Below are 25,681 nucleotides of genomic sequence, written 5' to 3'. Positions count from 1 at the left end.
CTCTTCGCGGGCTTGCCCGCTCCCACAGGTACAACACAGTCTGTGGGAGCGGGCAAGCCCGCGAAGAGGCCGGCACAGCTGCCCCATCAGTTGATATCCCGGTCCTTGGTTTCGGGCAGGAACAGGATCCCCAACACTGCGGTCATTACCGCGATCACGATCGGGTACCACAAGCCGTAATAGATATCCCCGGTAGCCGCCACCATGGCAAATGCAACCGTCGGCAGGAAGCCGCCGAACCAGCCATTACCGATGTGGTAAGGCAGCGACATCGAGGTGTAGCGGATACGCGCCGGGAACAGCTCCACCAGCCAGGCGGCGATTGGCCCGTAGACCATGGTCACGTAGATCACCAGGACGGTCAGCAACAGCAGCACCATCGGGTAGTGGATCTTCGCCGGGTCGGCCTTTTCCGGGTAGCCTGCTTCTTTCAACGCACCACTCAAGGTGGCGGTAAACGCCTCGCTCCGCACTTTGAAGTCCGCTGCGGCCATGCCGCTGCCTTCAAAGCTCGGCAGTACCCGCTCACCAATACGAATCTGCGCCACGCTGCCAGGTTCGGCTGCCTGGTTGGTATAGGGAATGGCGCGCTTGGCCAGCAGGCTCTTGGCAACGTCGCAGGAGCTGGTGAATTTGGCCTTGCCCACCGGGTCGAACTGGAACGCGCACTGGTCAGGGTCAGCCACCACCACGACCGGATTCTGCTCCTGGGCGACGAACACGTCCGGGTTACCGTACTCGGTCAGCGCCTTGAAGATCGGGAAATAAGTCAGCGCAGCGATGATGCAGCCGGCCATGATGATCTTCTTGCGGCCAATGCGGTCGGACAGGCTACCGAAGATGATGAAGAACGGCGTGCCGATCAGCAGCGAACCGGCAATCAGCAGGTTGGCCGTCTGTGGCTCGATCTTGAGCGTCTGCAACAGGAAGAACAACGCATAGAACTGCCCGGTGTACCACACCACGGCCTGGCCGGCGGTACCGCCCAGCAGCGACATGATCACCACCTTGAGGTTCTCCCAGCGGGCGAACGACTCGGTCAGCGGTGCCTTGGATGACTTGCCTTCGGCCTTCATCTTCAGGAACACCGGCGACTCGTTGAGCTGCATGCGGATATACACCGAGATCGCCAGCAGCAGGATCGACAGCAGGAACGGTACCCGCCAGCCCCAGGCCTCGAACACCTCGGTACCCATGACCGTGCGACAGGTCATGATCACCAGCAGCGACAGGAACAGCCCCAGGGTCGCGGTGGTCTGGATCCAGGCGGTAAAGAAGCCACGTCGGCCCTTGGGCGCATGTTCAGCCACATAGGTGGCCGCGCCGCCGTACTCGCCACCCAGGGCCAGGCCCTGCAGCAAACGCAGGGTGATCAGGATGATCGGCGCAGCCACGCCGATCGCGCTGTAGCTGGGTAGCAGGCCCACCAGTGCCGTAGACAGGCCCATGATCACAATAGTGATGAGGAAGGTGTGCTTGCGCCCGATCATGTCGCCCAGGCGACCGAACACGATAGCCCCGAACGGCCGTACGGCAAAACCGGCAGCGAAGGCCAGCAAGGCGAAGATGAACGAGGTGGTTTCATTGACACCGGCAAAGAAGTGCTTGGCGATGATCGCGGCCAGTGAACCATACAGGTAGAAGTCGTACCATTCGAACACTGTGCCCAGGGACGAGGCGAAGATGACCTTGCGCTCCTCCTTGGTAATGCCGCGTTGGGGCGCGCTACTGCCCGTGGATGCGCTGTCGATAACCGCCATGGGTTGCCTCCGTCTTGTCGTCAGGCAGGCCGGAGCACCTCACAGGGAGTCAGTCACACCCCTTTCACCGTCGCACCCAGGCCCTAGGGCTTGCTTTGGTTGCGCGAAGCACGACGAGGCGGGCCGCCTCGGATCGCAGCAAGGTAACTGAAGCATAATCGGGTTTGCCGGGATATCCACCCGCATGGCCATACACAAGAGGGCGACATGAACGACAAGGCAACACCAGGCTGGCAGGGGGATATCTGGTTGGCTGACGATTACTGCCTGCTGCGGTCGACGCTAGGCAGGACCGACAGCCATGTGCACTACGCGCACCAGGTGCTTGTCGGCCTCGGTGCGGATGTCGAGGTGCGCCTGGGCGAGCAGATCTGCAGCGGCCCCCAGGTGCTGATCGCGTCGCGGCAACCCCATGCCATCCTCAGTCATGGCGTACCGTGCCTTACCCTGTTCGCCGAACCGCTGGCGTTCGACCTGGCAAACCTTGCCCACGCCTGCGAGCAAGCCGGCAACAGCGCAGAGCAACTGGCAGAAAACCTTGGGCGCTGGCCGCGCCGCCCGCTCGACCCGCGTCTGGAGAAAGCGCTCGAGCGAATCCGCGCACTCGATGAGCAGACCTTGCCGGCACAGGAACTGGCCAGCACAGCAGCACTGTCGATCAGCCAGCTGGAACGCCTGTTCAGCGGTTCACTGAAACTGTCAGTGCGCCGGCTGGTGCTGTGGCAGCGCTTGCGCGTGGCCCTGCAACGGGCGCTGGGCGGCGCAAGCCTGACCGAGGCGGCACTGGCGGCGGGGTTTGCCGACTCGGCGCATTTCACCCGCAGTGTTCGCCACCAGTTCGGCCTCAGCCCCGGGGCCGCTTTGCGTCACTTGCGCCTACGTACGCTCGGCTAAAGCCTGGCGCAGCCCCGCCGGCAATACCGCAGGTGGATGAACATCCGCGCTTGCCCACGGCTCACACAACTGCGCCAGGTACGCCTGCGGATAGTCCGGCCGATCACTGATACCCATGTCGTCGTCCGCCAGCGCATAGCCAGGCAGGTACAGTAGCGTGCCAAGCAGGCGGTCCCAGAGCGGAAAGAACAGGGCAAAGTTGACGTCGCCGGTGCTGCCATACTTCAGGTGATGCAGGCGATGCACCGGCGCCCAGGCAAACACATGGCGCAAGCCGCCAATGCGCATGTCCACATTGCTGTGCTGTAGCAACAGCTGGATAGACACACTGAACGCCAGCAACGCTGCCACCTCCACGGGTAAGCCGAACAGCAGCAACGGCAAGGTGCCGCCCAGGGTTTCGAGCAACTGGTGTACGGGGTGTTTCATCAAACCATTGAAGCCGTACAAGCGCGTGACACTGTGGTGCACCGCATGCAGACGCCACAGCAGCGGGCTACGGTGGCTGGCGTAATGCACCAGGGTGATGCCCAGGTCGGCCAAGGCAATGGCCAGCAGCAACTGCAAGGCCAACGGCCACTGATCAGGCCAAAGGCCTGTTCCCGGCAGCCAGTGGGCAAGCAGCGGGATGGCCGCCACACTGCAGAGGGTCAGGCATTCATTGATCAGTGCATGGCAAAGGTCGCGGCGGCTATCGCCTTGTGCCTGATTCCAGGCAGTCTTGTAAGGGATGAGCCGTTCGCAGGTGAATGACAGCAGCACAGCACTGGCCAGCAGTGGCAGCAGCCACACCGGGTGGTCTGCCAGTGACAGTGCCGCGGCAATGAAACCGAAGAAGAATAGCGGGGCATAGAGGGTGCGCATGGGTCACTCCAGATAGTCAGGAGCCACCAGTGTCGGGCCTGAGGCCAGGAGGGCGCTTGAAGGAACGGCGCATGTACAGCCGCTGAGTCGTGGGATGGTTCCAGGAGATTGCCCCCTTGGTCTGTGCTGTAATTGAAGAAAACCGTTCGATCCAGTGCTCGCGAATGTACAGGCCCCTCATACCGCCTCCGCGATTGGCCCCTTCAACTCCACCTGGTTGCCATCCGGGTCGTAGCAGTACAGCGAAAGCCCCTCGCCTTCGGCGCCATAACGCTTTTCTGCGGGCTCTACCTTTACCCCGGCAGCGTCCAGGTAGGCGGTCAATGCGGCTTCGTCGAACGGCTCGATACGCAGGCAGAAATGGTGCAGGTTGCGCCCTTCCACCCCAGGTGCCGCCCCGCCCGGCCGCCCCAGCGGGCCGTCAAGGGTCACCAGGTCGATCATTGCCGTGCCCGTGGCCAAGTGCACCATGCCCAGGTCTTCGCGCACGCGGCTGACCGCGCAACCAAGCAACTCGGTGTAGAAAGCAACGCTGCGTGGCAGGTCGCTGACCCGCAACACGAGGTGATCGATATGCTTGATGGTGAACGGTCGCATGCCTGGGCTCCTTATGGCGTTTACGCAATGACGTTCGCCACCATAGCCCAGGTCGCTGGAGCGTGACCAGAATCAGCTACTCGTTCACCAACCGTTGCAGAACGCCCCCTTCATGCTGCGCCAGGATACGCAGCAGCTGGTCGACCAGCGCCCGGTCTGGTGCATCCAGGTGAAAATGGTGCCCGCCCGGGTGCCAGGAGACCTTCGCCTGGCTGGGCAAGGCGGCCTGACGCCGGGTAAAGGCCTCGCCGGTGAAAGCCCCCTGGCGGCCGAACAGCAGGTACAACGGGCAGCGGATCTGGTTCAGCAGGTCGCACGCTTCGCGCTCGGTCAGCGGCATGGGTTCGGGCAACACCAGCCGCGGGTCGTGACGCCAGCAGTAGCCATCGCCCAGTTGCAGCAGGTCGCGCAATGCCAGCAGCCGTGCGGCACCTTCCGACAGCTCGGTGTCCAGGCGCTCGCGGCGTTGCGCCAGGGCGGTGTCCAGGTCGTCGAAACGGCCGACGTCCGGCTCGGCAAAGCCCGGCAGCTGGCTGCGCTGGACCATGCGCCTCAGTCGATAGGCCCGCGCCAGGTGCTGCACGCGGTCATCCTCGGCCACCGTGAACGGTGCCCCCATACCGTCGAGGAAGGTCATGCTGGCAATGCCGCTGGTCATGGCCGCCAGCAGCGACGCTACACCGGTGCCCATCCCATGGGCCAGCACATGGAATTGCGCCAGGCCCAGGCTGTCGGTCACCGCCAACATGTCTTGGGCATGCTCCCATAAGTAGTAGCCACTGTCGTGGCGGCGATGGTCCGAACGACCATGACCGACCAGGTCGGGGGCCACCACGAAGCAGCCGTCCAGCATCGGTGCCAGGCGTTCGAACGAGGCAGCGTTGTCCAGCCAGCCATGCAAGGCCAGTACGGGAATACCGTCTTCGGCGCCCCAGGTGCGGACCGCTATTTCAATACCATCGAGGTCGAGCAGGTGATCTTTCGGACTGCACAGCGAACGCATTGCAATTCTCCTTGGCTGCCTGCGCCTTAGCCTGCCTCACCCTCTCGCAGATCCCCCCTCGCTGCTAGCCCCTCACCGACCCGCGCATGCGCAGGACCGACCGTTGCCGACAACTGTCTACCGCACCATGACGCCTTGATGAGCGTGGACTATCCGCCCCCAACGCAAGAGATCGTTGCCATGACCCACCCCACGCCGTTACATCAAAGCCAGATAACCCGAACATTACCGAAATGGAGCAAGGTTCTTCACCCCGCACATACGCACAAGGTGCTGCAAAGCCTGCGCAAGGATTATCTGGCTGAAGATGGCTCCCCTTACTCGTGGTACGCCGCTGCCGATGAGCCAGCGCGTGAGCAGTTGCACAGCGCTATCGAAACGCGGGACAAACGCCTGGTGCAAGTCAGGCAGGCACTGGCGGGTTTCAAAGACATCATCGGCTTCTGTACCCCTCTGCTGACCGAGCGCTTGAAGGTGAGCGTGCCCGTAGACAGGGCGCAATATGTGTTCCAGCCCTTTGAATCCGATGCCAACATCTGGGTCGGCGCACCCGACGTAGAAACGCCCTTGGTCCCGGACCTTGAGGTGGATGTCCTGGCCACTCGCCCTGTGGGCGAACCGCAAACACGCAGCTTGCTGGAGGCTGCCCTGCACAACTTCGAGGGCCTGGCCGAAGTAGGGGCTTACAGCAGACTCACCAGCGCTGCGGGCAGCGCTACGCCCCTACCGGGCCTGACGATAGCGGACTTCGTCAACCATTGCCGGGCCCTGGACCTTGGCAAACGCTATCAAGAGCACCTGCTGGCAACCCATGAGGGCGTCAATCGCGCCGAAGTCCAGCGCCGGTCGATAGCAGCAAGTCGCGAGGCCCTGAGGGTCCAGGCACTGATTGCAAAGCTCAAAGGCCTGCTGAGCAAACCTGGGCTCAATGCGCTTGGCCAACTCTGCGATGGCGATCCTCACCCCACCTATGAAAAACACCCACTGCATTGCTGGAACTTCAGCCTGTTCGGTATCCCCGTCCACGAAATACTGTTCATCGGGCCAGACAATCCTGACCGGAAAACCCCCTGTGTCCTGTATAAGCCTGGCGATAGCGAGCACCCTATAAGGGAGTTTGCTTCTCGTCAGGAAGCCGGTAAACACCTGCGCAGCCGGCTATTGCAAAGCGAGTTTCGCCGAACCGTGGTGCATTTCGCCTACAAAGACAGGCAAAAGGAACTGGCCGACAAACTGGAGCATGCGCTGTTCGAACAGGATGAAACAGGCAGGCGAAAGCCCCGAAACATGCCCGTGCTCCATTTCACCCCCTCGCCAATCAGAACCGACCCTTGGGCGACCTTGTACAACGCACACCTTGCGCGCATGAAGGCCGACGCAAAAACCATTGCCGTCCCCACCGCCGAGGTCGACGCCAGGGCCCGTGACAAGCGCCTTAAGCAGTGGCTTGAGTTGGGCATGAATGTGCTGAACGTCGCCGCGTTTTTCGTGCCTGGGTTGAACACAGTCATGCTTGGCGTTTTCGCTTTCGATGTGATGAGCTCGGTGTTCACCGGTTTCGAGGCGTGGGAAGAAGGCGATACCCGCCAAGCACTGGCGCAACTGGAGTCGTTGGCAATCAACGCGGCGGTAATTGCCGGTTTTGCCACGGGCGCCAGGATCGTCCAGGCATCAGGCTTTGTCGATGCGCTAACGAGTGTATGGCATGAAGACCAAGAACTGCTCTGGCACCCCGACATGACGCCCTATGCGAGCACAGCGGCTATCCCTGAAGGAGCCCAACCCGACTTGCTCGGCCACGTGCACATCGATGGGAAGACCTTTCTCAAGCTGGACGGGACGCTGTACGAAGTGTTTCAGGGCGCAGAACAACAATGGCACGTGCGCCACCGCGATGACGCGCAGGCTTATGCCCCACGCTTGCTGCACCATGGTAACGCCCGCTGGCAACTGGCCCATGAACAGCCTCTGGAATGGGACCGCGAACAACTCATGCGCCGCCTTGGCGGCTATGGTGCAGGCCTGGACGAGCGCGAACTGGACAACGCCATGCGCAGCACCGATACCGATCAAGACGTAGTGCGCCGTGCCCACGCAGCCGGCCTGCGTCCACCCGCCTTGTTGCTCGACACGCTACAGCGCCTGCAACTGGACAACCAGGCACAACAGATCATCACCCGCGTACGCCATGGGCTGCCGCTGGCTGCGTACGAAAACTTTGCCTTGCCCGAGTTGCTGCGCCTGCCGGGCTGGCCTGAGGGGCACGTGCTCAAGGTTTACCAAGGGCCAGAGCCTTGGGGCAAATCTGTGCACTACGGCCCTGTCCACCCGGTTGGCCAGGTAGAAATCGAAGTTACCCGTAACGACCTGGACAATGGCCAGTTGAGCCAGACAGTGATAGCTCAGATGGGTGAAAAAGCCATTCTCCAGGTGCTCGGCGACACGCCGACCGAGCACCGATCATCCGCATTGAACAACCTGCTCGCAGAACACCTGGAACAACATCGCGGCGCTCTGCTAAGCAGCCTGCAACAAAGTCACCGCCCCACCCTCCCCCCAACCGCGCAACCGCTCGCCCGGCAGTTTCCCGGCCTGCCGGACAGCGCGCTTGAAGCATTGCTGGCCAACATCGGCAACGCCGAACGGGAAAGCCTGACAAACGGACGGGTGCCGCTTCGCATTGCCGAGGAAGCTCGCCTTCTGCAAGCTCGAGCGCGACTTGATCGCGCCATCCTGGGCATTTTCAGGCCCAGCCTGGCCAACGACGACAGCCAGCGCCTGCAACAGGCGCTGCAAGCCGAACACCCGCAGGCTGACTCGGCCCAGTTGCTGCAACTTGCCCTTGGCGATCGCCAGCACTGCGCCTCACTGCTAGGCCAACAACCCATCAACCCCAGGTTCCGCTCGCCCTTGCGGTTGGCCAACGGCCAGCTTGGCTATCCCCTGAGCGGCCGAGGCTTGCAAGGGCGACCCTTGCCGGCCGCGCGTCGACTTCGGGCACTCTACCCCGAACTCAGCAGCCAGCAGATCAGCGTACTGCAAACCGAGCTTGCCCAGGGAGGCGACCTGGGTAGCGCAATCAGCCAACTGGAAGCCGAGCAGCACGCCCTCAACCGTGATCTCAACCGCTGGGTCAGCACCTCGCGCACCCTGGATGAACGCTTAGATCGCCAGCAATTCACCGAGCGACTGATGAGTGCTTCGCGGCGTGAAGGCGGTGCGCAACGCGCAGTGCTTGTGCTGAGCCATATGCAACTGGAAGCGCTGCCAGCGTTCACTGCCCGTATGCCGCATATCCGGCAACTCGTCATTGATGGGTTGCAAATGCGGCGCCTGGAGGGTGGCTTCCTGGCAAACTTCCCTGACCTGGACACCCTGGAAATCGTCGGCAACCCGGACATGGACGCCGAAACATTGTTCGAGGCGCTCAAGTCTGCCCCACGGCTACGCGAACTGGGCCTGACAGGCAATGGCTTGACTACCCTATCAGCCACTGCCCAGCAGGCCATCGGGGCGATGCCTGGCCTGCGGGTACTGGGCCTCAGCCGTAACCGGCTGCGGCTCGATGACGCCAGTCTTGCCTTCCTGACGCGCTTGCCCCTGGATGCACTCGGCCTGGGCCACAACCAGATCACACTGGATGAACGGCTTGCCGCCCAGTTTCAGGACATGATCCACCCCAAGGTGCTGCACATGCCTCGCAACCCATTGCAGCTGGCGCCCGACCTGCGCTTCATGGCCCGCCTCAGCCACCTGGACCTTGAGCGTTGCGAACTGCAGCAGTGGCCCGACAGCCTGACAATCCTCATGAGCCAGCCCCAGTACCAGCTGCGCTATCTGAACCTCTCCTCCAACCGCATTCGTACCCTGCCAGACTTGCCAGGTGTACTGCGCACCCCGTTCGCCCGCGATGTGGCCGCGCGCTTGCCTGAGCGCCGCTGGCTGTTCAACTACAACACGCTGGAAGCCGAGGCACGTGCGCGCTTGGGCAGCAGTGGCGTCAATGTATTCGAGCACGCCGAAGACGTCCCCCCGTGGCAAGGCTTTTTCCGTGACGGGGCGAGCAGTGCCGAAGAGCAGCTGTGGAGCAATCTGTTTGATCAAGGTGAAAACGCAGCGTTGCTGGGGGTACTCGAGCGTCTTGCCCAGTCGGCAGAAGCGCGGCGTGATGCCCAGGCCCTGGGGGCGCGTGTATGGGACCTGCTGGATGCCGCTGCCCAAGACACCGTGCTGCGCGAACGCCTCGCCACCGTGGCCGGGGACTTCCCCCCAACCTGCGGCGACGCAGGTGCCGACGCCTTCAGTGCCTTGGAAATAGAAGTGCTGGCCCATCACGCTGCAGGCCATGCCGGTAGTCGACCGGCCGACCTGCTGAACCTGTACCGAAAGTTGTATCGACGCGATCAGGTCAATCAACTGGCCGACCGCATCAGCTGGAAACGGTCCTTGCGCAAGCAGGCGTTGCTCGATGATGTCTTCGATGAAGATCTCCCCTCATACGATGTGCTCGACGAGCCCTCTGCCTTTCCGGACACAGATTTGGAAACGGGGCTTGTGGACGATATCGAACTGCGCCTGGCCTTGCGCCAGTCCCTGGCTACCGCGCTGGACTACCCTGAGCCGAGCAGCGGCATGTTGTACCGCAGCACGGCCAGGATCAACCAGACAATCATTGACAGGGTGAAAGCTGCGGTGCTTGCTCTGGATACGGATGCCACCGCTCGAGAGCAATGGTTGAACCGGCAGCCGGGCTGGGTTGAGTACCTAAAGCGAGAGCATGCAGCGCAGTTCAGCCTGATTACCGACTTTTGGCGCCCAGGCCTGGACTACCTGTATTACTGCCTGGACGGAACCGCAGACCCGGTGACGTCCCTGGACAGTTCCTTGCTACGAGCCCTGGCCAGCGTCATGCCTGAAAGCCCATTGAATGCCAGCGGCATTCTGCGACGCGTGGCGATCAACGAGCAGCAGTATCGCCAGGGCGTGGACGTGCTGACCGCCGAGCAGCAACAGGTTGAAACCGGTCTGTTGACCAGCCTCACTCGCCAACTGCAGACACTCGGCAGTTAAACCGTACTCTGTCGCCGCGCAGGTCTTCAAAGAGGCCTGCCGGCCATCTACCTGGCAGAACACACGCCGACGACCGCATACGCATGACCGACCTGGGCAGGCAATTATCTACCGCACAGAGCGCCAGCGTATGCGGCCCCATAGCGGCTCCCGTCCATGGAGTGCCGACATGAGCCACACCCCTTATCACCACGCGCAAATGGTGCGAACCCTGCCCGGCTGGAGCAAGGCATTGCACAGCGAGCATGCCAGCCAGATCATGGCGCGCTTGCACAAGGACTACCAGGACAGCCAGGGTAATACCTGCGCCTGGTATCAACAGGCAGACGAACCCACCCGCCAGGCCCTGCGTCGCGCCATCGCCAAGCGTGATGCCAGCAACAGGGCCGTCCACGCGGCGCTCGGCAACTTGCAGGGCGTGACCGAGTTCTGCGCCCCGTTACTGCAAGAACAGCTCAACATCGACACCCCGGTAACCCAGGCGCAATACGTTTATCAAGCCACCACTGTGAAGCAACCACAGGGGGTGCCCGGGGGCCCTGCCGTGCCGCATGAGCGGGGCGAGATTGTGTCCAAGGGTGCCCCTCAGTACCGCAGCCTGCTCGAAGCGGCCCTGCACAATTTCGAAGGCCCGGCCGACACCACGCGGTTCAGCCGCCTGCAACACAGCCGCCAGGACATCAGGTCCATCGCGGGGCTGACGCTGGCAAGCTTCATCGACCAATGTCGGGCGCTGAACCTGGGTCGGCGCTACCAGCAGCACCTTGACCAGGTCTTCGACGGAGCAAACAAAACCGAGCTGCAGCAGTTGGCCATCAACGCCCGGCGCGACGAGTTTCGTGTGCAAACCCGTATCGCTGCCTGCAAAGGCTACCTCAGCCCCGCCGGCTCTTTAGCGCTGCATGGCCTGTGTGCCGAAAACGCCAACCCTACCTATCAGGGCCGCCCCCTGCGTTGCTGGCAGTTGCAGTTGTTTGGCATCCCGATACACGAACTGCTGTTCATCGCGCCCATGCAAAACCGCAAGCATGACCCGGTATTTCTCTACAACCCGGTGGATGGCGATGCGCTAAGGGAGTTCGCTTCGCTGGGCGATGCACGCAAGTACTTGCGCCAGCAACTGCTGCAGGACAGCTACCGCAAGCGCTTCGCCGCCCTGGCATTGCAATCACAACAGGCAACGTTGAACAAGCGGCTCGCGCGCGCCCTGTACAGCAACGCTGACCAGGATGACGGGGCACAGCTGAAACCTCGCAAGTCGATACACCTGGAATCCATCGACAGAAACCTGCCAGATGCCCCTTGGGCATTACTGGAATCCAGCCACCTTGCCCGCCTGAGAGCTGATGCTCGCCGGGTCGCGGTGCCCACCGAAGATGTCGACGCCAGAGTACGCTTGCAGAACATCGAATACTGGCTGGACCTGGGCATGACCGTGCTGAATGTGGCAGCGATGGTCGTGCCATGCCTGAACCCGATCATGCTGACCATCGGCGCCGCGCAGATCATGGGCAGTGTGTTCGAGGGCATCTCGGCCTGGGAGGAAGGTGACAATGACGAGGCTGCAGCCCAGCTTGAGTCGGTGCTGCTGAACATTGTCACGGTCGCTGCCGTAGGTGGCGGTGCCGTGGCGCTGAAGGCTTCCGGCTTCGTCGACGCCATGCAGAGCATCGTCAAGGATGGCAAGGACTACCTGTGGAACGCCACGTTGCAGGACCATGCAAGCCCGGTGTCGATTGCCGAAGACCTCGCACCGGATGTACAGGGCCGCTATACGGTGGACGGGCGCCACTACATACGCATCGAGGGCGTTGTGTACGAACAGTTGCAGGAACGCGGCCAATGGCGGATTCCTCACCCGCAAGACCCGCAGGCCTATCGGCCAGTGGTTCGGGACAATGGCGCAGGCGCGTGGCGCGCGGCACACGAGGTGCCACTGGAGTGGGATGACCTGCAGCTGTTGCGGCGCTTGGGGCCGATCAGTGAAGGGCTGGGTGACAGCGAGTTGCAGGCGGCACTGCAGTGCTCAGGGGTGCAAGGCAATGAACTTCGCCAAACCCAGGTCGCCGCGCAGCATCCCCCCGCCTTGCTGGCCGACGCACTCGACCGACTGAAAGCGCGAAACCAGGCCAGTCTGCCCGAAGAAGCCGGGCCACTGGCCAGGCAGTTCCGGGGCCTGACGCAGCGTGCCATTGGGCAGATCATGGCCAGGACCTGCGCCCGTGAACGTCTGCTGCTGGCCCAAGGCAGGGTACCCTTGCGCGTCGCCGAAGAAGCCCGGGCCCTGCAGGCACACGCCCGGCTGAGCAGGGCCTTGCTGGGGCTCTATCGGCCTGATCTGGCCACTGCCGACAGTGGAGTGCTGGATGCCGCGCTCAAAGCCGAGCACCCTGGCCTTGATGCACGCCAGCGGTATGACATGGCAGTCGCCGATCGGCTGCAAGCAGCCAGGCTGATCGGGCAGCAGCCGATCAGGCCAGGCTACCGTTCGCCGATGCGCCTGGCCGATGGGCGCATCGGCTACCCACTCAGTGGAAGGCTGCCTTGGGCGAATACTGCAGATCGACGCCTGCGTGCGCTCTACCCTGGCCTGAGCGCAAGCGAGCGCAATACCTTGCGGGGCCAACTACGCCAGCGCGGTAGTGTCGCGGCGCAGCTCAGGGCACTGGAAATCGAGCGTGATACCCTGGACGATACGCTGCGTGACTGGGCGAACCAGGGCGACGAGAGCCAGCGCGACGCGCGCACCGTGGTGCGTGACCTGTTCAATGCCGCCTGGCGCCGTGACGACCCTGACAGCCTGACACTGCAAGCACTGGACATCGACGCCCTGCCGTCGTTGCCGGCTCGCTTCGATCACATCACCACCTTGAACATTCGCGCCATCGGCATCCGCCAGCTGCCCGCAGACTTTTTCCAGAGCTTCCCTTCCCTGCACACCCTGCGCCTGGCGCAAAGCCCGGAGCTCGACTTCGAAGGGCTGTTCCAGGCACTGGCCTGCACCCCGCAACTGGAAGTACTGGAACTGGGCAACAACCAGCTCGGCAGCCTGACCGAGGTAATGCGTCAGCGCCTGGGAGGCCTTACCCGCCTGCGCCGGTTGAGCCTACGCCTGAACAGGTTGCAACTTGCCGAAGCCGACTTGCAGACCCTTGCACAACTCCCCCTCGAAAACCTTGATCTGGAGAACAACCACATTGTGCTGAGTGAAGCCCTGGCAGCACGTTTCGCCGGCCTGCGCAGCCTGCGCGACCTGCGCCTGACCAACAACCCGCTGGATCAGGCACCCGACGTGACCGGCCTGACTTTCCTGGCCAACCTGCAGCTGCACAACTGCAGCCTGCACGAATGGCCGCGCGGCCTTTCCTCATTGATGGCGCAGACCGACCTGCAATTGCGTCACCTCAGCCTGAGCGACAACCCGATCGGCCAGGTGCCGGACCTCGATCAGGTGCTGACCAGCCCCTTTGCCGACGCCCTGCGTACGCCAGGTCGCGATACCTTCTGGGACTTCAACGAAAACGCTCTGGACACCGACAGCCGCCGTCGCCTGCGCACGGCTGGCGTGGACCTGCATGGCGACGATGAGCTGTCGGATGCCAGCGTGGAGTTCTGGCTCGTGGATGCCAGCCCGGAACAGGCGCAGCTCTGGGACGAGCTGTTCGAGGGTGACGCAAACCGGCATTTGCGGGAAGTGGTCGAACGCGTAGCGCGCTCGCGGCAAGCCGAGCGCAACCTGCGAGCGCTGACCCAGCAGGTCTGGCAGCTGCTTGAACAGGCGGGGCGAGACGAGGTGTTGCGCACCCATCTGGACAATGTCGCGCAAGACTACCCGCCCACCTGTGGCGACGCCGGTACCGATGCGTTCAGTGCCCTCGAGCTCGAAGCCCAGGTGTTCAGGCAACTGGCCGAGGAAGCGGAGCGCCCTGCCTACCTGTTCAACTTTTTCCGAAACCTCTACCGCCGCGAAATGGTCAACGCCCTGGCCGAACGGATCCAGCTCGCCCGCCAGGCCCGCCAGGCGCGCTTGCTGGAGCTGGAACAGCTGCCCGCCCAGGCTCAGCCCGCAAGGCTCGACGTGCCTGAGCTGGACCGCCTGGACGAACTGAGTGACAACGCCCTGCTCAATGGCGGCACGGACCTGATAGAAATACGCCTGGCCTTGCGCCAGTCACTGGCAGAACCGCTCAATTTCCCTGAAACCAGCCAAGGCATGCTCTATCGCCAGGAAGCGATGATCTCGGCACGTGTGGCCAGCAATGTCGAACGCGCTGTCCTGCGGCTGGACGATACCGCTACAGAACGCAGGGCCTGGGTTGCGCGACAGCCCAGCTGGCAACGCTACCTTGCCCAGCGCTTCGCCAGCCGTTTCGCAGCGCTGGACGCGCGTTGGTACCAAGGCATGCAATACCTGGATTATTGCCTGGATGCCGAAAGCGAAGCAGTTACTTCACTGGATCGCGCGGTGCTGCAAACCCTTACCGAGGTACTGCCCGCGCCACCGCTGGATGCAACCGGCCAATTGCACAGAATGGACCTGGGCAGCCAGGCTTACGACCAGGCCAGCCGGCGCCTGAACGCCGGGCGTGACCAGCAGCGCGAAGCGTTGTTTGAAACGCTCACCCGTGCGCAAGACCCGAACAACTGAAGCTCTCATTTTGAACAGGTTTACCTGAAGCCTCTCAGTCAAGCCATTCGGGGCCGCTTTGCGGCCCTTCGCGGGCACGCCCGTCCCACCAGGACGGCGCATTCCTGAACCTGTGGGAGCGGGCGTGCCCGCGAAGGGCTGCAAAGCAGACCCAGTAATGCTTGGGCTTTGGCCTACTGCCCACGCAGGTCTTCGAAAAAGGCCTGCCTGCCATCTACCTGGCTGGAGGCCCGCGGGGCGGCGACAGCATCACCATTGGCGGCCTCGACATGCCAGTAGCAGTGCTGCACCGCGCGAGTCACCGCCACGTAGGCCAGGCGTTGCACTTCTTCCTTCTGCGCCGTATCGAACGGTTGGGCATCACCGGCCTTGCCCAGGCCGGCCTGGCGATACACCTGGTTCTTGTAGGGCGAGCTGGTCAGGTACTGGCAGTCGCCCAGCATGAACACCGCATCGGCCTGCAAGCCTTTGGCACTGTGGTAGGTCAACTGACGCAGCCGGCGCTGTTCGGCCGGCAATGCTGCCTCGGCGTGCAGCACGCTTTGCAGGTGCTCGCTCATCAAGGCCCTGTCGCTGCCCTTGCGGTACAGCATCATCACCGTCTCGCCCCGCTGGTAGTGCTCGATCAGCGTTTCGCCCAAGGCGGCCTCGTCACGGTCGAATACCTTGACCGCAGAGCCGGGCAACTCGGCCGCCGGGCCGCTGGCGCGGGCTTTCTTGCCGGCAATCGCCGGGGTGCCTTTGACCAGGTGCTCGGCCGCGTCGATCACCTGCTGCTGGCAGCGGTAGTTATCGACCAGCATCACCCGTGTGTTGGCCGGTGACGGGAACGTCTTGCTGAATTCCATGAAGTATTTGGGCGAACTGCCACGCCAGCCATAAATCGACTGCCAGTCGTCACCCACGCATAGCAGCGACGAATGCTGGGCGTGGCGCCCGGTGTGCATGGCCGGGCCACGTCGGCGGATTTCAGCAAGGCTGGCACGCAACCAGCTGACGATCTGCGGGGACACGTCCTGGAACTCGTCGATCATCAGGTGCGCCAAAGGGCGCAACAACGGGTCGGGCAACAGTCGCAGGTTTTCCGGGTTGTTTTCGCCGAACAGGGCGAACATGCGGTTGTAGCTCATCACCGGTGGCGACTGGTCCAGCAGGTGTGCTTCCAGGGCCTTCCAGTACAGGGCCAGGGCCTCGAAAAACAAGGCATCGCTGTCGCCGGACGGGAAGCTCATCGCCGCCACCGCGTTGTTCACGTCCAGGCCAAGGTTCTCGATGAAGTTCGCCGCGCCGACAAAGGCATCCAGCAACGGTGCCGGGGCCAGCTCGCCCTTGACCTTGTACTCGAACCCCGGGCCGGCTACGGCATCGCCAGCCAGCGAAGCGGCCAGGCGCCGGGCCATGGCGTAATTGTCGAGCCAGATCAGCGGCCGATCGCAGAAGGCCTGCAACAAGGTGCGCTTTACCGCCCACTCGGCACGCACCGCCAACTTGGCGCCGGGGCGCTGGTACTGCGCGCTCTCTGCAGGGTCGAAGCCAAGCACGACCAGAGGCCCTTGGCCAGCCAGGCGGCCATGCACATGGAAGCGGCTGCCACGGATATCGACGGTTTCGCGGCAAGGCTCTATGCCCTTGATCGGCCAGGCGCCAGCGGCGAACCACAGGTCCTCGATCACGTCGCACAGCTCTTCGTCGCGCTGGGCTGCTAACTGGGTCACCTGTGCGCGCTTCTGCACGTCGGGGTTGTTCGGGTCCAGGGGTTTGAGTTGCAAAGCTTCGTTGCGCAACAGGCCTGCCAGCTCGGCAAAACGCGGGCTCTCGCCCAGCAAGCTGCTGTAGCACTGGTTCAGTTGCTGACGCTGGGCATCGTTAAGGCGCAGGTCGAACGGGTTGCTGTCAGCCTCGGCTTCACGCCCGGCAGGCATCTCGTTGCCCAGCGTTTCGAAGGCGCGCACCTGGCCAAAGCCCGGCAGGCTGCGCACCAGCGGCAGGATGCGCGAATGGAAGGTACGCACCAGCTCGCGGGCCTGCACCGGTTGCAGGTTGATCTGCCATAAGGCAAATACCTGCAGCAGGCGCTTGATGAAGTCCTTGCGCGACTCGCGGGTGAACGTGACCACGGTCATCGCGTCCAGCTCGTAACCCAGATAATGGCGCAGCAGCAGGGTGCGCAACACCAGCGACGTGGACTTGCCTGCCCCGGCCCCCGCCACCACACAGGTGGACGGGGTGTCACTGAAGATCAGCTTCCACTGTGCGGCGCTGGGTTGCGCCTCGGCGGGCAGGCGCTGGGCGACATCGGCCTTGAAGCGTTTTTTCAGCTCGGCCGTCAGCGGCAGGCGCCAGTCGTCGAACAGGTTGTCGTCCTGGCCGGGTACCGCAGCGGTATCGGGGCGCGAATCGCGAATCACCAGCACCTGGCGCCCAGCCTCATAGCCCTCCACCCGACCGCGCTCGAACCCTTCACGCACGCCATCGGCATGCCCAGTGTGCTGGCCGGTGGCGTGGCCGAGGAACCACGAGTCGCGATGCTGGGCCTGCAGGCGGGTCAGGCCACGCCCCAGCAGGCGGGCGACCAGGCGGCGAAACCAGGGCAATTGGGCAGGAGGGGTAAGGTCGGCGGGGGCCTGGGGTTGCTCGTGGGCCACGGTCACTCCGTTGAAAAACAAAAACAGCCGGCATGTTCGCCGCATCCACGGAAAATCGCCAGCGAATGCTTGCAGATCAGTGGATTAGGCGATGAAGAAAGTCAGGAATCGCTGAAAAAAACATCTATTAACTTGATTGTTTTAAGCCGATATTTACGCTTATTTTCGATGTTTTGTTAGCGCATCATGGCGTCATTCCACCGATTCAAGGAGCACGATCATGCTGCAACTACGACCCTTTGAAGGCCTGGGCCACGCCAACCACGGCTGGCTCGATGCCCACCACCATTTCTCGTTCGCCGAATACTACGACCCGGCGCGCATGCAGTGGGGCAACCTGCGGGTGTGGAACGACGACCTGATCGCGGCTGGCAGCGGCTTCCCCCCGCACCCGCACCGCGACATGGAAATCATCACCTATGTGCGTGAAGGCGCGATCAGCCACCAGGACAGCCTGGGTAACAAGGGCCGTACCGAGGCCGGTGACGTGCAGGTGATGAGTGCCGGCACCGGCATCGTGCACAGCGAGTACAACCTGGAAGACGTCGATACGCGTATTTTCCAGATCTGGATCGTGCCTGAGCGCACCGGTGAAGCACCGCAGTGGGGTAGCCGGCCGTTCCCCAAAGGCGAGCGTGGCGAAGGCTTCGTGACCCTGGCCAGCGGTCGTGCCGGTGATGAAGACAGCCTGCAGATTCGCACCGATGCCCGACTGGTAGCTGCCACCTTGCGTGCCGGTGAAACCGCCGAGTATCGCTTCGATGCCGCACGCCGGGGTTACCTGGTGCCGGCCAAGGGGCTGGTGGAAGTCAACGGGCTGCGGGCCAAGGCGCGCGATGGGGTGGCGATCGAGCAGGAGCAGGTGCTGCGGGTGACCGCCATCGAGGACAGCGAGATCGTGCTGGTGGATGTGGCTTGATGGATCGTGCCAGTGCAGGCTGCCGTGCAATACCTGTACTGGCCTCATCGCCGGCAAGCTAGCTCCCACAGGGACCGCACAGGCCCCGGGCCCACGCTATATTTGTGGGAGCCGCCTTGTGTCACGATAGCGGCGCGCAGCGCACCCGACTGTCGACAAGCAACGCCCAATCCCGCTGAACATTGGCGCCATCGGCCACCCTGCACTAGCGTTGTGCTACCAGCCAGCCCCAACGTTCATGCGGAGGCCTCACCCATCATGCCGGACCTGCGCCCGAACCCGACGCTGTGCCTGGAATACCGTGCCGAACAACCCATTCACCACGCCTTCCTCGAGCAGGCCGGCCGCTGCCCGAATGCAACCGCCATCCTTGCCCGGCACACCCGCTGCAGCTATGCCCAACTGGCGCAGATCAGCCGGGGCATTGCCGCCCACCTGGTGGAAAACGCTTCCAGTGACGCCGATCGTGTGGTCATTGTCGCGAGCCGGGGCGCCGCACTGGTGTACGCCATGCTCGGCTGCCTGCGTGCCGGCCTGGCCTTTACCGTGGCCGACGCTGCGTACCCCCCCGCGCGCATCGGGCAGATCATCCGCACACTGAAGCCAGCCGTGGTCCTGCGCTGTGGCGAGGCATCTGTCGACGCCGACGCCCCCCTTGTCGTTACGGTGCCGGAAGCCGCCGCCGAGGCACTGCAAGCCTTTCCCTGCCAACCGGTCGAGCTGCCCAGCGTCAGCCCCGAGCAACCGGCGTACATCACCTTCACCTCGGGCAGCACCGGTGAACCCAAGGGTATCGTTACCCACCACGCGCCACTGGTGCATTTTATCGACTGGCATGTGCGCCAGCATGGCTTTACCCAGGCCGACACCTTCTCCCTGCTTTCCGGCCTGGGCCACGACCCGGTGTACCGCGACGTGTTCACACCACTGTCAATTGGTGCGACCCTCGCCTGCCCCGCCCAGCCGACCCTGACCGACCCGTCACGGCTGGCGGGCTGGATTCACCAGCATGGCGTGAGCGTGATCCACCTCACCCCGCCGCTAGGCAAGCTGATCGAGACCGGCGCACACATGAATGGCCAGGTACTCGATCAACTGCGCTACCTGTTCTGGGGCGGCGATGCGCTCGGCCCAGCGCTGTACCAGCAGATCCGCGCCATTGCGCCCAATGCTGTCAATGTGAACTTCTACGGCACCACCGAAACGCCACAAGCCATGGCCTTCCATACCCTCAACCCTGATTCGGACAGTTCCCGGGTGCCCTTGGGCAAAGGCATCGCCAATGCGCAGTTGTTGGTGGTCGACTCTACCAATCAGCTGGTCAGCGTGGGCGAAACCGGTGAAATCCTGATCCGCAGCCCCTATCTGTCGCAGGGTTACTGGGGCGACGCGGCGCTGACCGAGGCCAAGTACATCGTCAACCCGTTCACCGGCGCCGCAGGCGACCGCTGTTACCGCACCGGTGACCTGGGCACCTACCTGGCCGATGGCAGCGCCCGTTTTCTGGGGCGCGGGGACAGCCAGGTAAAAATCCGTGGCCATCGCATCGAGCTGGCGGAAATCGAGCACGCCATTACCCGTCACCCGCACATCGGCCAATGCGTGGTCGTGGCCAACCACGACAGCGCGTCGACCCGCCTGGTTGCCTATTGTGTCGCGCAAAAGCCCACCACCGCCGATGAACTGCGCCAGGCGCTCGCCGGCCAGCTACCGGATTACATGGTGCCGGCGCTGTGCGTGTTCGTGGACGCCCTGCCGCTCACCCCTAACGGCAAGGTGGACAAACGCGCCTTGCCTGCGCCATTTGACGACAGCGCCAGCCTTCCCTTGTCCCCCTTGGCCGAAAAACTGAGCACGGCCTGGGCGCGCATTCTGCAGGTGCCGCGCCTGGACGCCAGGTTGAGCTTTGTCGAACTGGGCGGCGACTCGCTGTCGTTCGTGCAGGCCTCACGGGCGCTGGAGGAGCTGATCGGCCACCTGCCGCAGCGTTGGGAAACGCTGCCGGTGTGCCAGCTGGCCGAGCTCAGCGAGCCACCCAAAGGCGCGTTACGGGTGATGGAAATGCCGGTGTTCGTGCGGATGCTCGCCATCATCCTGATCGTGGTCGGCCACCTGAGCGAGTTCGACCATTGGTTGATCGTCGGCGAAACGTCGGTGCTGTTCCTGGTCTCCGGCATCAGCCTGGCGCGGTTCCAGCTCAAAGCCATCGAAGAACGTGGCGATGCGCGCACGCTGCTCAGGTCGCTGGCGGCCATCGTGCTGCCCACGCTGTTGTACACCGCGCTGATCCAGCTGGTGTTCGACCGGTTGCACTGGCAATCGCTGCTGCTGGTGTCCAACTGGTTCCCGGCCAGCGAAGTCAGCCTGTTCAATTACTGGTACATCGAAGTGCTGGTACAGATGATCCTGATCATCGGTGTGGTGCTGTCGATCAGGCGCGTGCGCCACGCCGTCCTCGCCGACCCGTTCCGCTGCCTGATCATTACGGCCTGTGTGCTGGTGGCGCTCGATGTGCTGCTCAGCCAGTTCGTGTTCGACGCCAGTACGCTGCTCAACCGGGTACCGCAGCACTTCCTGGCGGTCATGGTGCTGGGTATGGCCGTGCACCATGCCGACACCACCGCGCGCAAGTGGGTGGCCAGCGCGGTAGCCGTGCTGGTGGTTGGCGAGCTGGACCTGATGGCGGTTGCCGGCGTTGGCTGGGAGGCTTTCTCGCGTTATATCGATATCGCCCTGCCGGCGATGCTGGCCCTTATCTGGTTCCGCTCGGTGCCAGTGCCCGCCCTGGTAGCACGGGGAGGTGCGGTCATCGCATCGTCAACCTTGTTCATCTACCTGACGCATTTCCAGTTCCAGTCGCTGGCGGACCATACTTTCAGGCACCCGCTGTTCGAGGTAGCCCTGGCACTTGCCGGAGGGGTACTGGTGGGTTACTGCTGGAACACCCTGTTGCGTCTGCTGTTTACGCGATGGAACAAGCAAAACCGGGCGCGTGGAGCCGATGCGGCCGAGCGCGCTACCTCTGCTTGAGCTGACTTGCCGGCAATGGAGCTGTGATTGCAAACCCTGAAACACTCTGCCTAAAATGCGAACCATTAACATTTGCAAACATTTTCAGGCGGCATGGATGAGCATCCCGGATATAGCTTTTACTTCTCAAGTCAGCCAGCTATACCGCGCCCAGAGCAAATGGTTGCATAACTGGCTGAAACCGCGGGTGAACTGCAGCCACCTGGCAGCAGACCTTGTCCAGGATGTGTTCGTGCGTGTCATGTCTGCAGCCGACGCCGCCGCCAAGCTGGACGCCGTGCGCGAACCCAAAGGCTACCTGGCAACCATCGCTCGCCGCCTGATGATCGATCACCTGCGCCGGCTGCACCTGGAAAGGGCCTGGCTACAGGTGCTCGCCGAGCAACCCGAAGCACTGGATATCTCACCTGAGCAACGCGTGGCGTTGCTGCAAACCTTGTTCGAGCTCGACGCCATGCTGGCCTCGCTCGGGCCCAAGGTACGTGAAGCTTTCCTGCTTTCGCAGATCGATGGCATGCCCTACAAACACATCGCCACCCAGCTGGGTATTTCCGAAGTCAGTGTGCGCCGCTACATTGCCAAGGCGGCCGAGCACTGCATGATCTACAGCCTTGGGCATGGCCACTGAGCATGAACCTGAATGCCGAGCAACTGGCTTCGTTGCGCCAGGCCGCGCACTGGTTCAGCCAGCTCAACAGCGGTGAGGTGCAGGCCAGTGATTACTCGGCCTGGCAGCTGTGGCTGAATGCGACGCCCGTCAATGCCTGGGCCTGGCAGCAGGCAGAGCGCCTGCAAACGCGCATGGCAGCCAGCGAAAACCCGGCGTCTGCACGCGTACTGGCGCTGGCAGCCCACGGCCGCAACGCTAGCCGTCGGCGGGTGGTCAAGGCTGGCTTGATACTGCTGGGCGGCGGCGCGCTGGGCCTGGGGGGATACCGGGAGGTCAAGCAGTCTCCACTGCTGGCAGACGTGCGCACCGGCGTGGGCGAACAGCGTTCGCTGATGCTGAGCAATGGCACTGCGTTGATGCTCAATACCGCCTCTGCAGTCGATGTGGGTGACGCCCTCGGCCCTGCACGCTTGCTGCTGCGCCAAGGTGAAGTCATGGTCACGGTGCCAACTCGCCAGCATTGCACGGTCAGCACCCGAAACGGCACGGTCGAGGCAGGCGAAAGCCGCTTCGCCCTGCGTTTGTTCGATGACGGCAGCAGCCTGGAGGTATTTGCCCGGCAGGCGCGTGTAACCCTGAGCTCGGGCCAGACCCTGCTGGTAAACAGCGGCGAGCTCTGTCGGTTCAACGACCAGGGCTTCGCCGCGCTGGAAACCGTCCCCTTGGCCGCAGATGCGTGGGGCCGGGGGCTGCTGATCGCCAATGACCAGCGCCTCGACGCGTTCATCAGCAACCTTTCACGCTACCGCCCGGGCTGGCTGCGCTGCACGCCAGCCGTGGCAGGCCTGCGCATCAGCGGCACCTACCGGCTCGACGATACCGACCAGATCCTGCGCGCGCTGACCACGTCACTGCCGGTGCAGGTCCAGGTGCGTACGCGGTTCTGGGTCACCATCACGGCGGCGTAAAAAAATGCTGGGCGCCTGATCACTTTGCCAGGGGTTATCCGACTCATAGGTATCCCGACTTTTACCTATCAGAGAAACGCGACGATGACCTGCCGCTTCAACACCAGGCCTTTCACTGCGCCAGGCCTGCGCACCTGCCTGTTACTGACTGCACTGCTAGCGGGGCCTGGCGCTGCCAGCGCCGCGCAAGCCCATGACTACCACCTGCCGCAGGGCGATCTTGGCGAAACGCTGACCCAGTTCGCTGCCGAGTCTGGCATCGTGCTGTCGTTCGACACCCACTGGACGCGCGGTAAACGTTCGCCTGCTCTTGAGGGGCGCTATGACGTCGACCAAGCCTTGCAGATTCTGCTCAGTGGCACCGGGTTGCAGGCTACCCGGGAAAGCGACGGGCGCTATTCGCTGCTGTCAAGCACCCAACAGGGCGATGCCTTGGAGTTAGCCCCCAGCCGCGTCGATGCCCTGGGGCTGGGTAACGTCACCGAGGGTACCGGCGCCTACACCACCGGCGGTTCTACCAGCGCAACCAAGCTGCCGCTGACCCTGCGCGAAACGCCGCAGTCGGTCAGCGTTATCACCCGCCAGGTGATCGACGACCATGGCTCGCAAGACATCGGCGACGTGCTGCGCAACACGCCCGGGGTTTCGGTTCAGGCTTACGACAGCGAACGCATGGAGTACTCCGCCCGCGGGTTTGCCATTACCAACTACCAGTACGATGGCATCAACACCATCTACGACGGCGTCTACGATGAGGGCGTGACCCACGTCGACATGGCCGCCTATGACCGCATCGAAGTCATCAAGGGTGCGACCGGCCTGATGACCGGCTCTGGCGACCCCTCGGCGACGGTCAACCTGGTGCGCAAGAAGCCCACTCAAGACTTCAAGGCGTCGATCACCGCCAGCGCAGGGTCCTGGGACAACTACCGTACCGAAGGTGATATTTCGGGTTCGCTCAACGACAGCGGTAGCGTGCGTGGCCGCCTGGTGGGTGCCTACCAGGACCGCAAGTCGTACCTGGACCACTACAAGCAGAAAAAGGATGTCTACTACGGCATTCTTGAAGCCGACCTGACGCCAGACACCCTGCTCACCTTCGGCATCGACAACCAGGCCACCACCCCGCGCGGGTCGTCCTGGACAGGTAACCCGACTTACTTTTCCGACGGCAGCCGCACCGATTTCTCGCGTTCGCACAACCCGGCGGCAGACTGGAGCCGCCGCGACTTCCAGTCCACCACCTACTTCACCTCACTGGAGCAGGCCCTGGCCAACGACTGGAAGGTCAAGCTCAGCCTCAGCCACATGATCAGCGATCATGACACGCGCCTGGCGTCCGCCAGCGGCGGCAACCCGGATCCGGCGACCGGCGAGGGCATGTTCCTGTACTGGGGGCGCTGGGAAGGTCACCGCGTGCAGAACACCGCAGACGTGAATGTCTCCGGCCCGTTCACCCTGTTCGGCCGCGAGAACGACCTGGTGGCAGGCTTCATGACCTCTCATTCGAAGCAGACCGGCGATACCTACGACGGCAGCGCGTTCGCCATGGTGCCCGGCTCCATCTTCGACTGGAATGGCAAACTGCCGGAACAGAACTTCCCGAAAAACGGCGACTACACCACCACGCAAAGCCAGAACGGCGCCTACGTGGCCACCCGCCTGAGGCCGACCGACAAGCTTTCGCTCATCCTCGGCACCCGGGTCAGCACCTTCAAGTACAACGATGATCAGGACTATTACCCAACGTCTTCATTGAGCGACACCCACGCAAGCTACAAGGAACACGGTGTGGTCACCCCTTATGCGGGCGTGGTCTATGACCTGGACGACACCTACTCGGTGTATGCCAGCTACACGTCGATCTATCAGCCGCAGGTTTACAAGGACATCAACGGCGCCACCCTCGCCCCCGTCGAAGGTGACGGCTATGAAGCCGGGCTGAAGGCTGCCTGGTTCGACGGCAGGCTGAACGGCACCCTGGCGTTCTTCCGCATCGAGCAAGACAACGTCGCCTCCAACATCGGCACCAACCCGGTGACCAACGAAGGTATCTACAAGGCCATCGACGGCGCCACCACCAAGGGCGTCGAACTGGAGCTGGCCGGCGAACTGGCCCCCGGCTGGAACGTCACCGCCGGCTACACCTACGCCCGTACCCGCGACGCCGACGACCAACGGATTTTCGGCTTCCCTCTGGCAACCACCAAGCCTGAGCACGTAATGCGGCTGTTCAACACCTACCGCCTGCCTGGCGCATTCGACCAGGTGACCGTGGGCGGTGGGCTGCGCTGGCAGAGCGGCTTCTACGGCAACATCTACAGCCCGATCGCCAACGACTATACCCGCATCAAGCAAGGCGGCTACACCCTGGTGGACCTGATGGCCCGCTATCAGTACAGCGAGCACCTGAGCTTCACGGTCAATGCCAACAACGTGTTCGACAAGGTCTACCTGACCGGGCTGGGCAACTTCGATACCACGTACTACGGCGAACCACGCAACCTGATGGTCACGACCCGCTGGGACTTCTAGGGCTACTGCCTTGTGCTGCCCGTCCTGGCCTCATCGCCGGCAAGCCAGCTCCTACAAGAACCGCGCAGTACCTGAGACCTGCGCTGGACCTGTGGGAGCTGGCTTGCCGGCGATGGGCCGCAAAGCGGCCCTGATTGC

At 63.1% G+C, this 25,681-nt stretch carries 13 protein-coding genes; 8 read left to right on the top strand and 5 right to left on the bottom strand.

Annotation, left to right across the window (positions count from 1 at the left end; genetic code table 11):
• Positions 1 to 86: 86 nt before the first annotated feature.
• Positions 87 to 1,760, bottom strand: a complete 1,674-nt coding sequence (locus JOY50_RS27035) for an MFS transporter (protein WP_132839820.1) — start codon at positions 1,758 to 1,760, stop codon at positions 87 to 89.
• A gap of 207 nt (positions 1,761 to 1,967) precedes the next feature.
• Here JOY50_RS27035 and JOY50_RS27030 point away from each other — a divergent pair, with 207 nt between their 5' ends.
• Positions 1,968 to 2,654 carry a helix-turn-helix domain-containing protein gene (locus JOY50_RS27030; protein ID WP_019473836.1) on the top strand — a complete coding sequence of 229 codons (687 nt, stop codon included), beginning with the start codon at positions 1,968 to 1,970 and terminating at the stop codon, positions 2,652 to 2,654.
• Here the strand turns inward: JOY50_RS27030 and JOY50_RS27025 are convergent.
• The 3 genes from JOY50_RS27025 to JOY50_RS27015 form a co-directional block, all read right to left on the bottom strand.
• Positions 2,637 to 3,518: a sterol desaturase family protein gene (locus JOY50_RS27025; protein ID WP_243056107.1), complete on the bottom strand. Its 882-nt coding sequence runs from the start codon at positions 3,516 to 3,518 to the stop codon at positions 2,637 to 2,639. The genes JOY50_RS27030 and JOY50_RS27025 overlap by 18 nt on opposite strands.
• A 177-nt stretch (positions 3,519 to 3,695) precedes the next feature.
• Positions 3,696 to 4,115, bottom strand: a complete 420-nt coding sequence (locus JOY50_RS27020) for a VOC family protein (RefSeq protein ID WP_132839816.1) — start codon at positions 4,113 to 4,115, stop codon at positions 3,696 to 3,698.
• A gap of 76 nt (positions 4,116 to 4,191) precedes the next feature.
• A complete protein-coding gene (locus JOY50_RS27015; protein ID WP_028613550.1) occupies positions 4,192 to 5,118 on the bottom strand; it encodes an alpha/beta fold hydrolase in 927 nt (308 codons plus the stop codon).
• A gap of 138 nt (positions 5,119 to 5,256) precedes the next feature.
• Between JOY50_RS27015 and JOY50_RS27010 the strand changes: the two genes are divergently transcribed.
• Entirely contained in the window at positions 5,257 to 10,188 is a 4,932-nt protein-coding gene (locus tag JOY50_RS27010) for an NEL-type E3 ubiquitin ligase domain-containing protein (RefSeq protein ID WP_259375102.1), read from the top strand.
• Positions 10,189 to 10,357: 169 nt separating this feature from the next.
• Positions 10,358 to 14,836 (top strand): dermonecrotic toxin domain-containing protein, encoded by a 4,479-nt coding sequence (locus tag JOY50_RS27005; RefSeq protein ID WP_243056106.1) that lies wholly within the window; start codon positions 10,358 to 10,360, stop codon positions 14,834 to 14,836.
• A 173-nt stretch (positions 14,837 to 15,009) separates the two neighbouring features.
• Here the strand turns inward: JOY50_RS27005 and JOY50_RS27000 are convergent, their stop codons facing one another.
• Positions 15,010 to 17,526, bottom strand: coding sequence for a UvrD-helicase domain-containing protein (locus JOY50_RS27000; protein WP_243056105.1), 2,517 nt, complete (start codon positions 17,524 to 17,526; stop codon positions 15,010 to 15,012).
• Positions 17,527 to 17,701: 175 nt separating this feature from the next.
• On the opposite strand from JOY50_RS27000, the gene JOY50_RS26995 reads away from it, so the two are divergent.
• From JOY50_RS26995 to JOY50_RS26975, 5 genes are all read left to right on the top strand, one after another.
• Positions 17,702 to 18,400, top strand: a complete 699-nt coding sequence (locus tag JOY50_RS26995) for a pirin family protein (RefSeq protein WP_132839809.1) — start codon at positions 17,702 to 17,704, stop codon at positions 18,398 to 18,400.
• A 258-nt stretch (positions 18,401 to 18,658) separates the two neighbouring features.
• On the top strand, positions 18,659 to 21,430 hold the full coding sequence (locus tag JOY50_RS26990; RefSeq protein ID WP_243056104.1) for an amino acid adenylation domain-containing protein: 2,772 nt from the start codon (positions 18,659 to 18,661) through the stop codon (positions 21,428 to 21,430).
• 97 nt (positions 21,431 to 21,527) lie between these two features.
• Entirely contained in the window at positions 21,528 to 22,058 is a 531-nt protein-coding gene (locus JOY50_RS26985; protein WP_132839804.1) for a sigma-70 family RNA polymerase sigma factor, read from the top strand.
• 2 nt (positions 22,059 to 22,060) lie between these two features.
• Positions 22,061 to 23,008 carry a FecR domain-containing protein gene (locus JOY50_RS26980; RefSeq protein ID WP_243056103.1) on the top strand — a complete coding sequence of 316 codons (948 nt, stop codon included), beginning with the start codon at positions 22,061 to 22,063 and terminating at the stop codon, positions 23,006 to 23,008.
• An 84-nt stretch (positions 23,009 to 23,092) separates the two neighbouring features.
• The gene (locus tag JOY50_RS26975) at positions 23,093 to 25,543 is read left to right on the top strand and encodes a TonB-dependent receptor (RefSeq protein ID WP_243056102.1); all 2,451 of its coding nucleotides are present in this window, start codon (positions 23,093 to 23,095) and stop codon (positions 25,541 to 25,543) included.
• Positions 25,544 to 25,681 lie beyond the last annotated feature (138 nt).

The sequence above is a fragment of the Pseudomonas sp. BP01 genome, from assembly GCF_022760795.1.
GTDB classification, from domain to species: Bacteria; Pseudomonadota; Gammaproteobacteria; order Pseudomonadales; family Pseudomonadaceae; genus Aquipseudomonas; species Aquipseudomonas putida_Q.
Note: the sequence above shows the minus strand (reverse complement) of the source record. Positions and strands in the feature narration are given on the sequence as shown.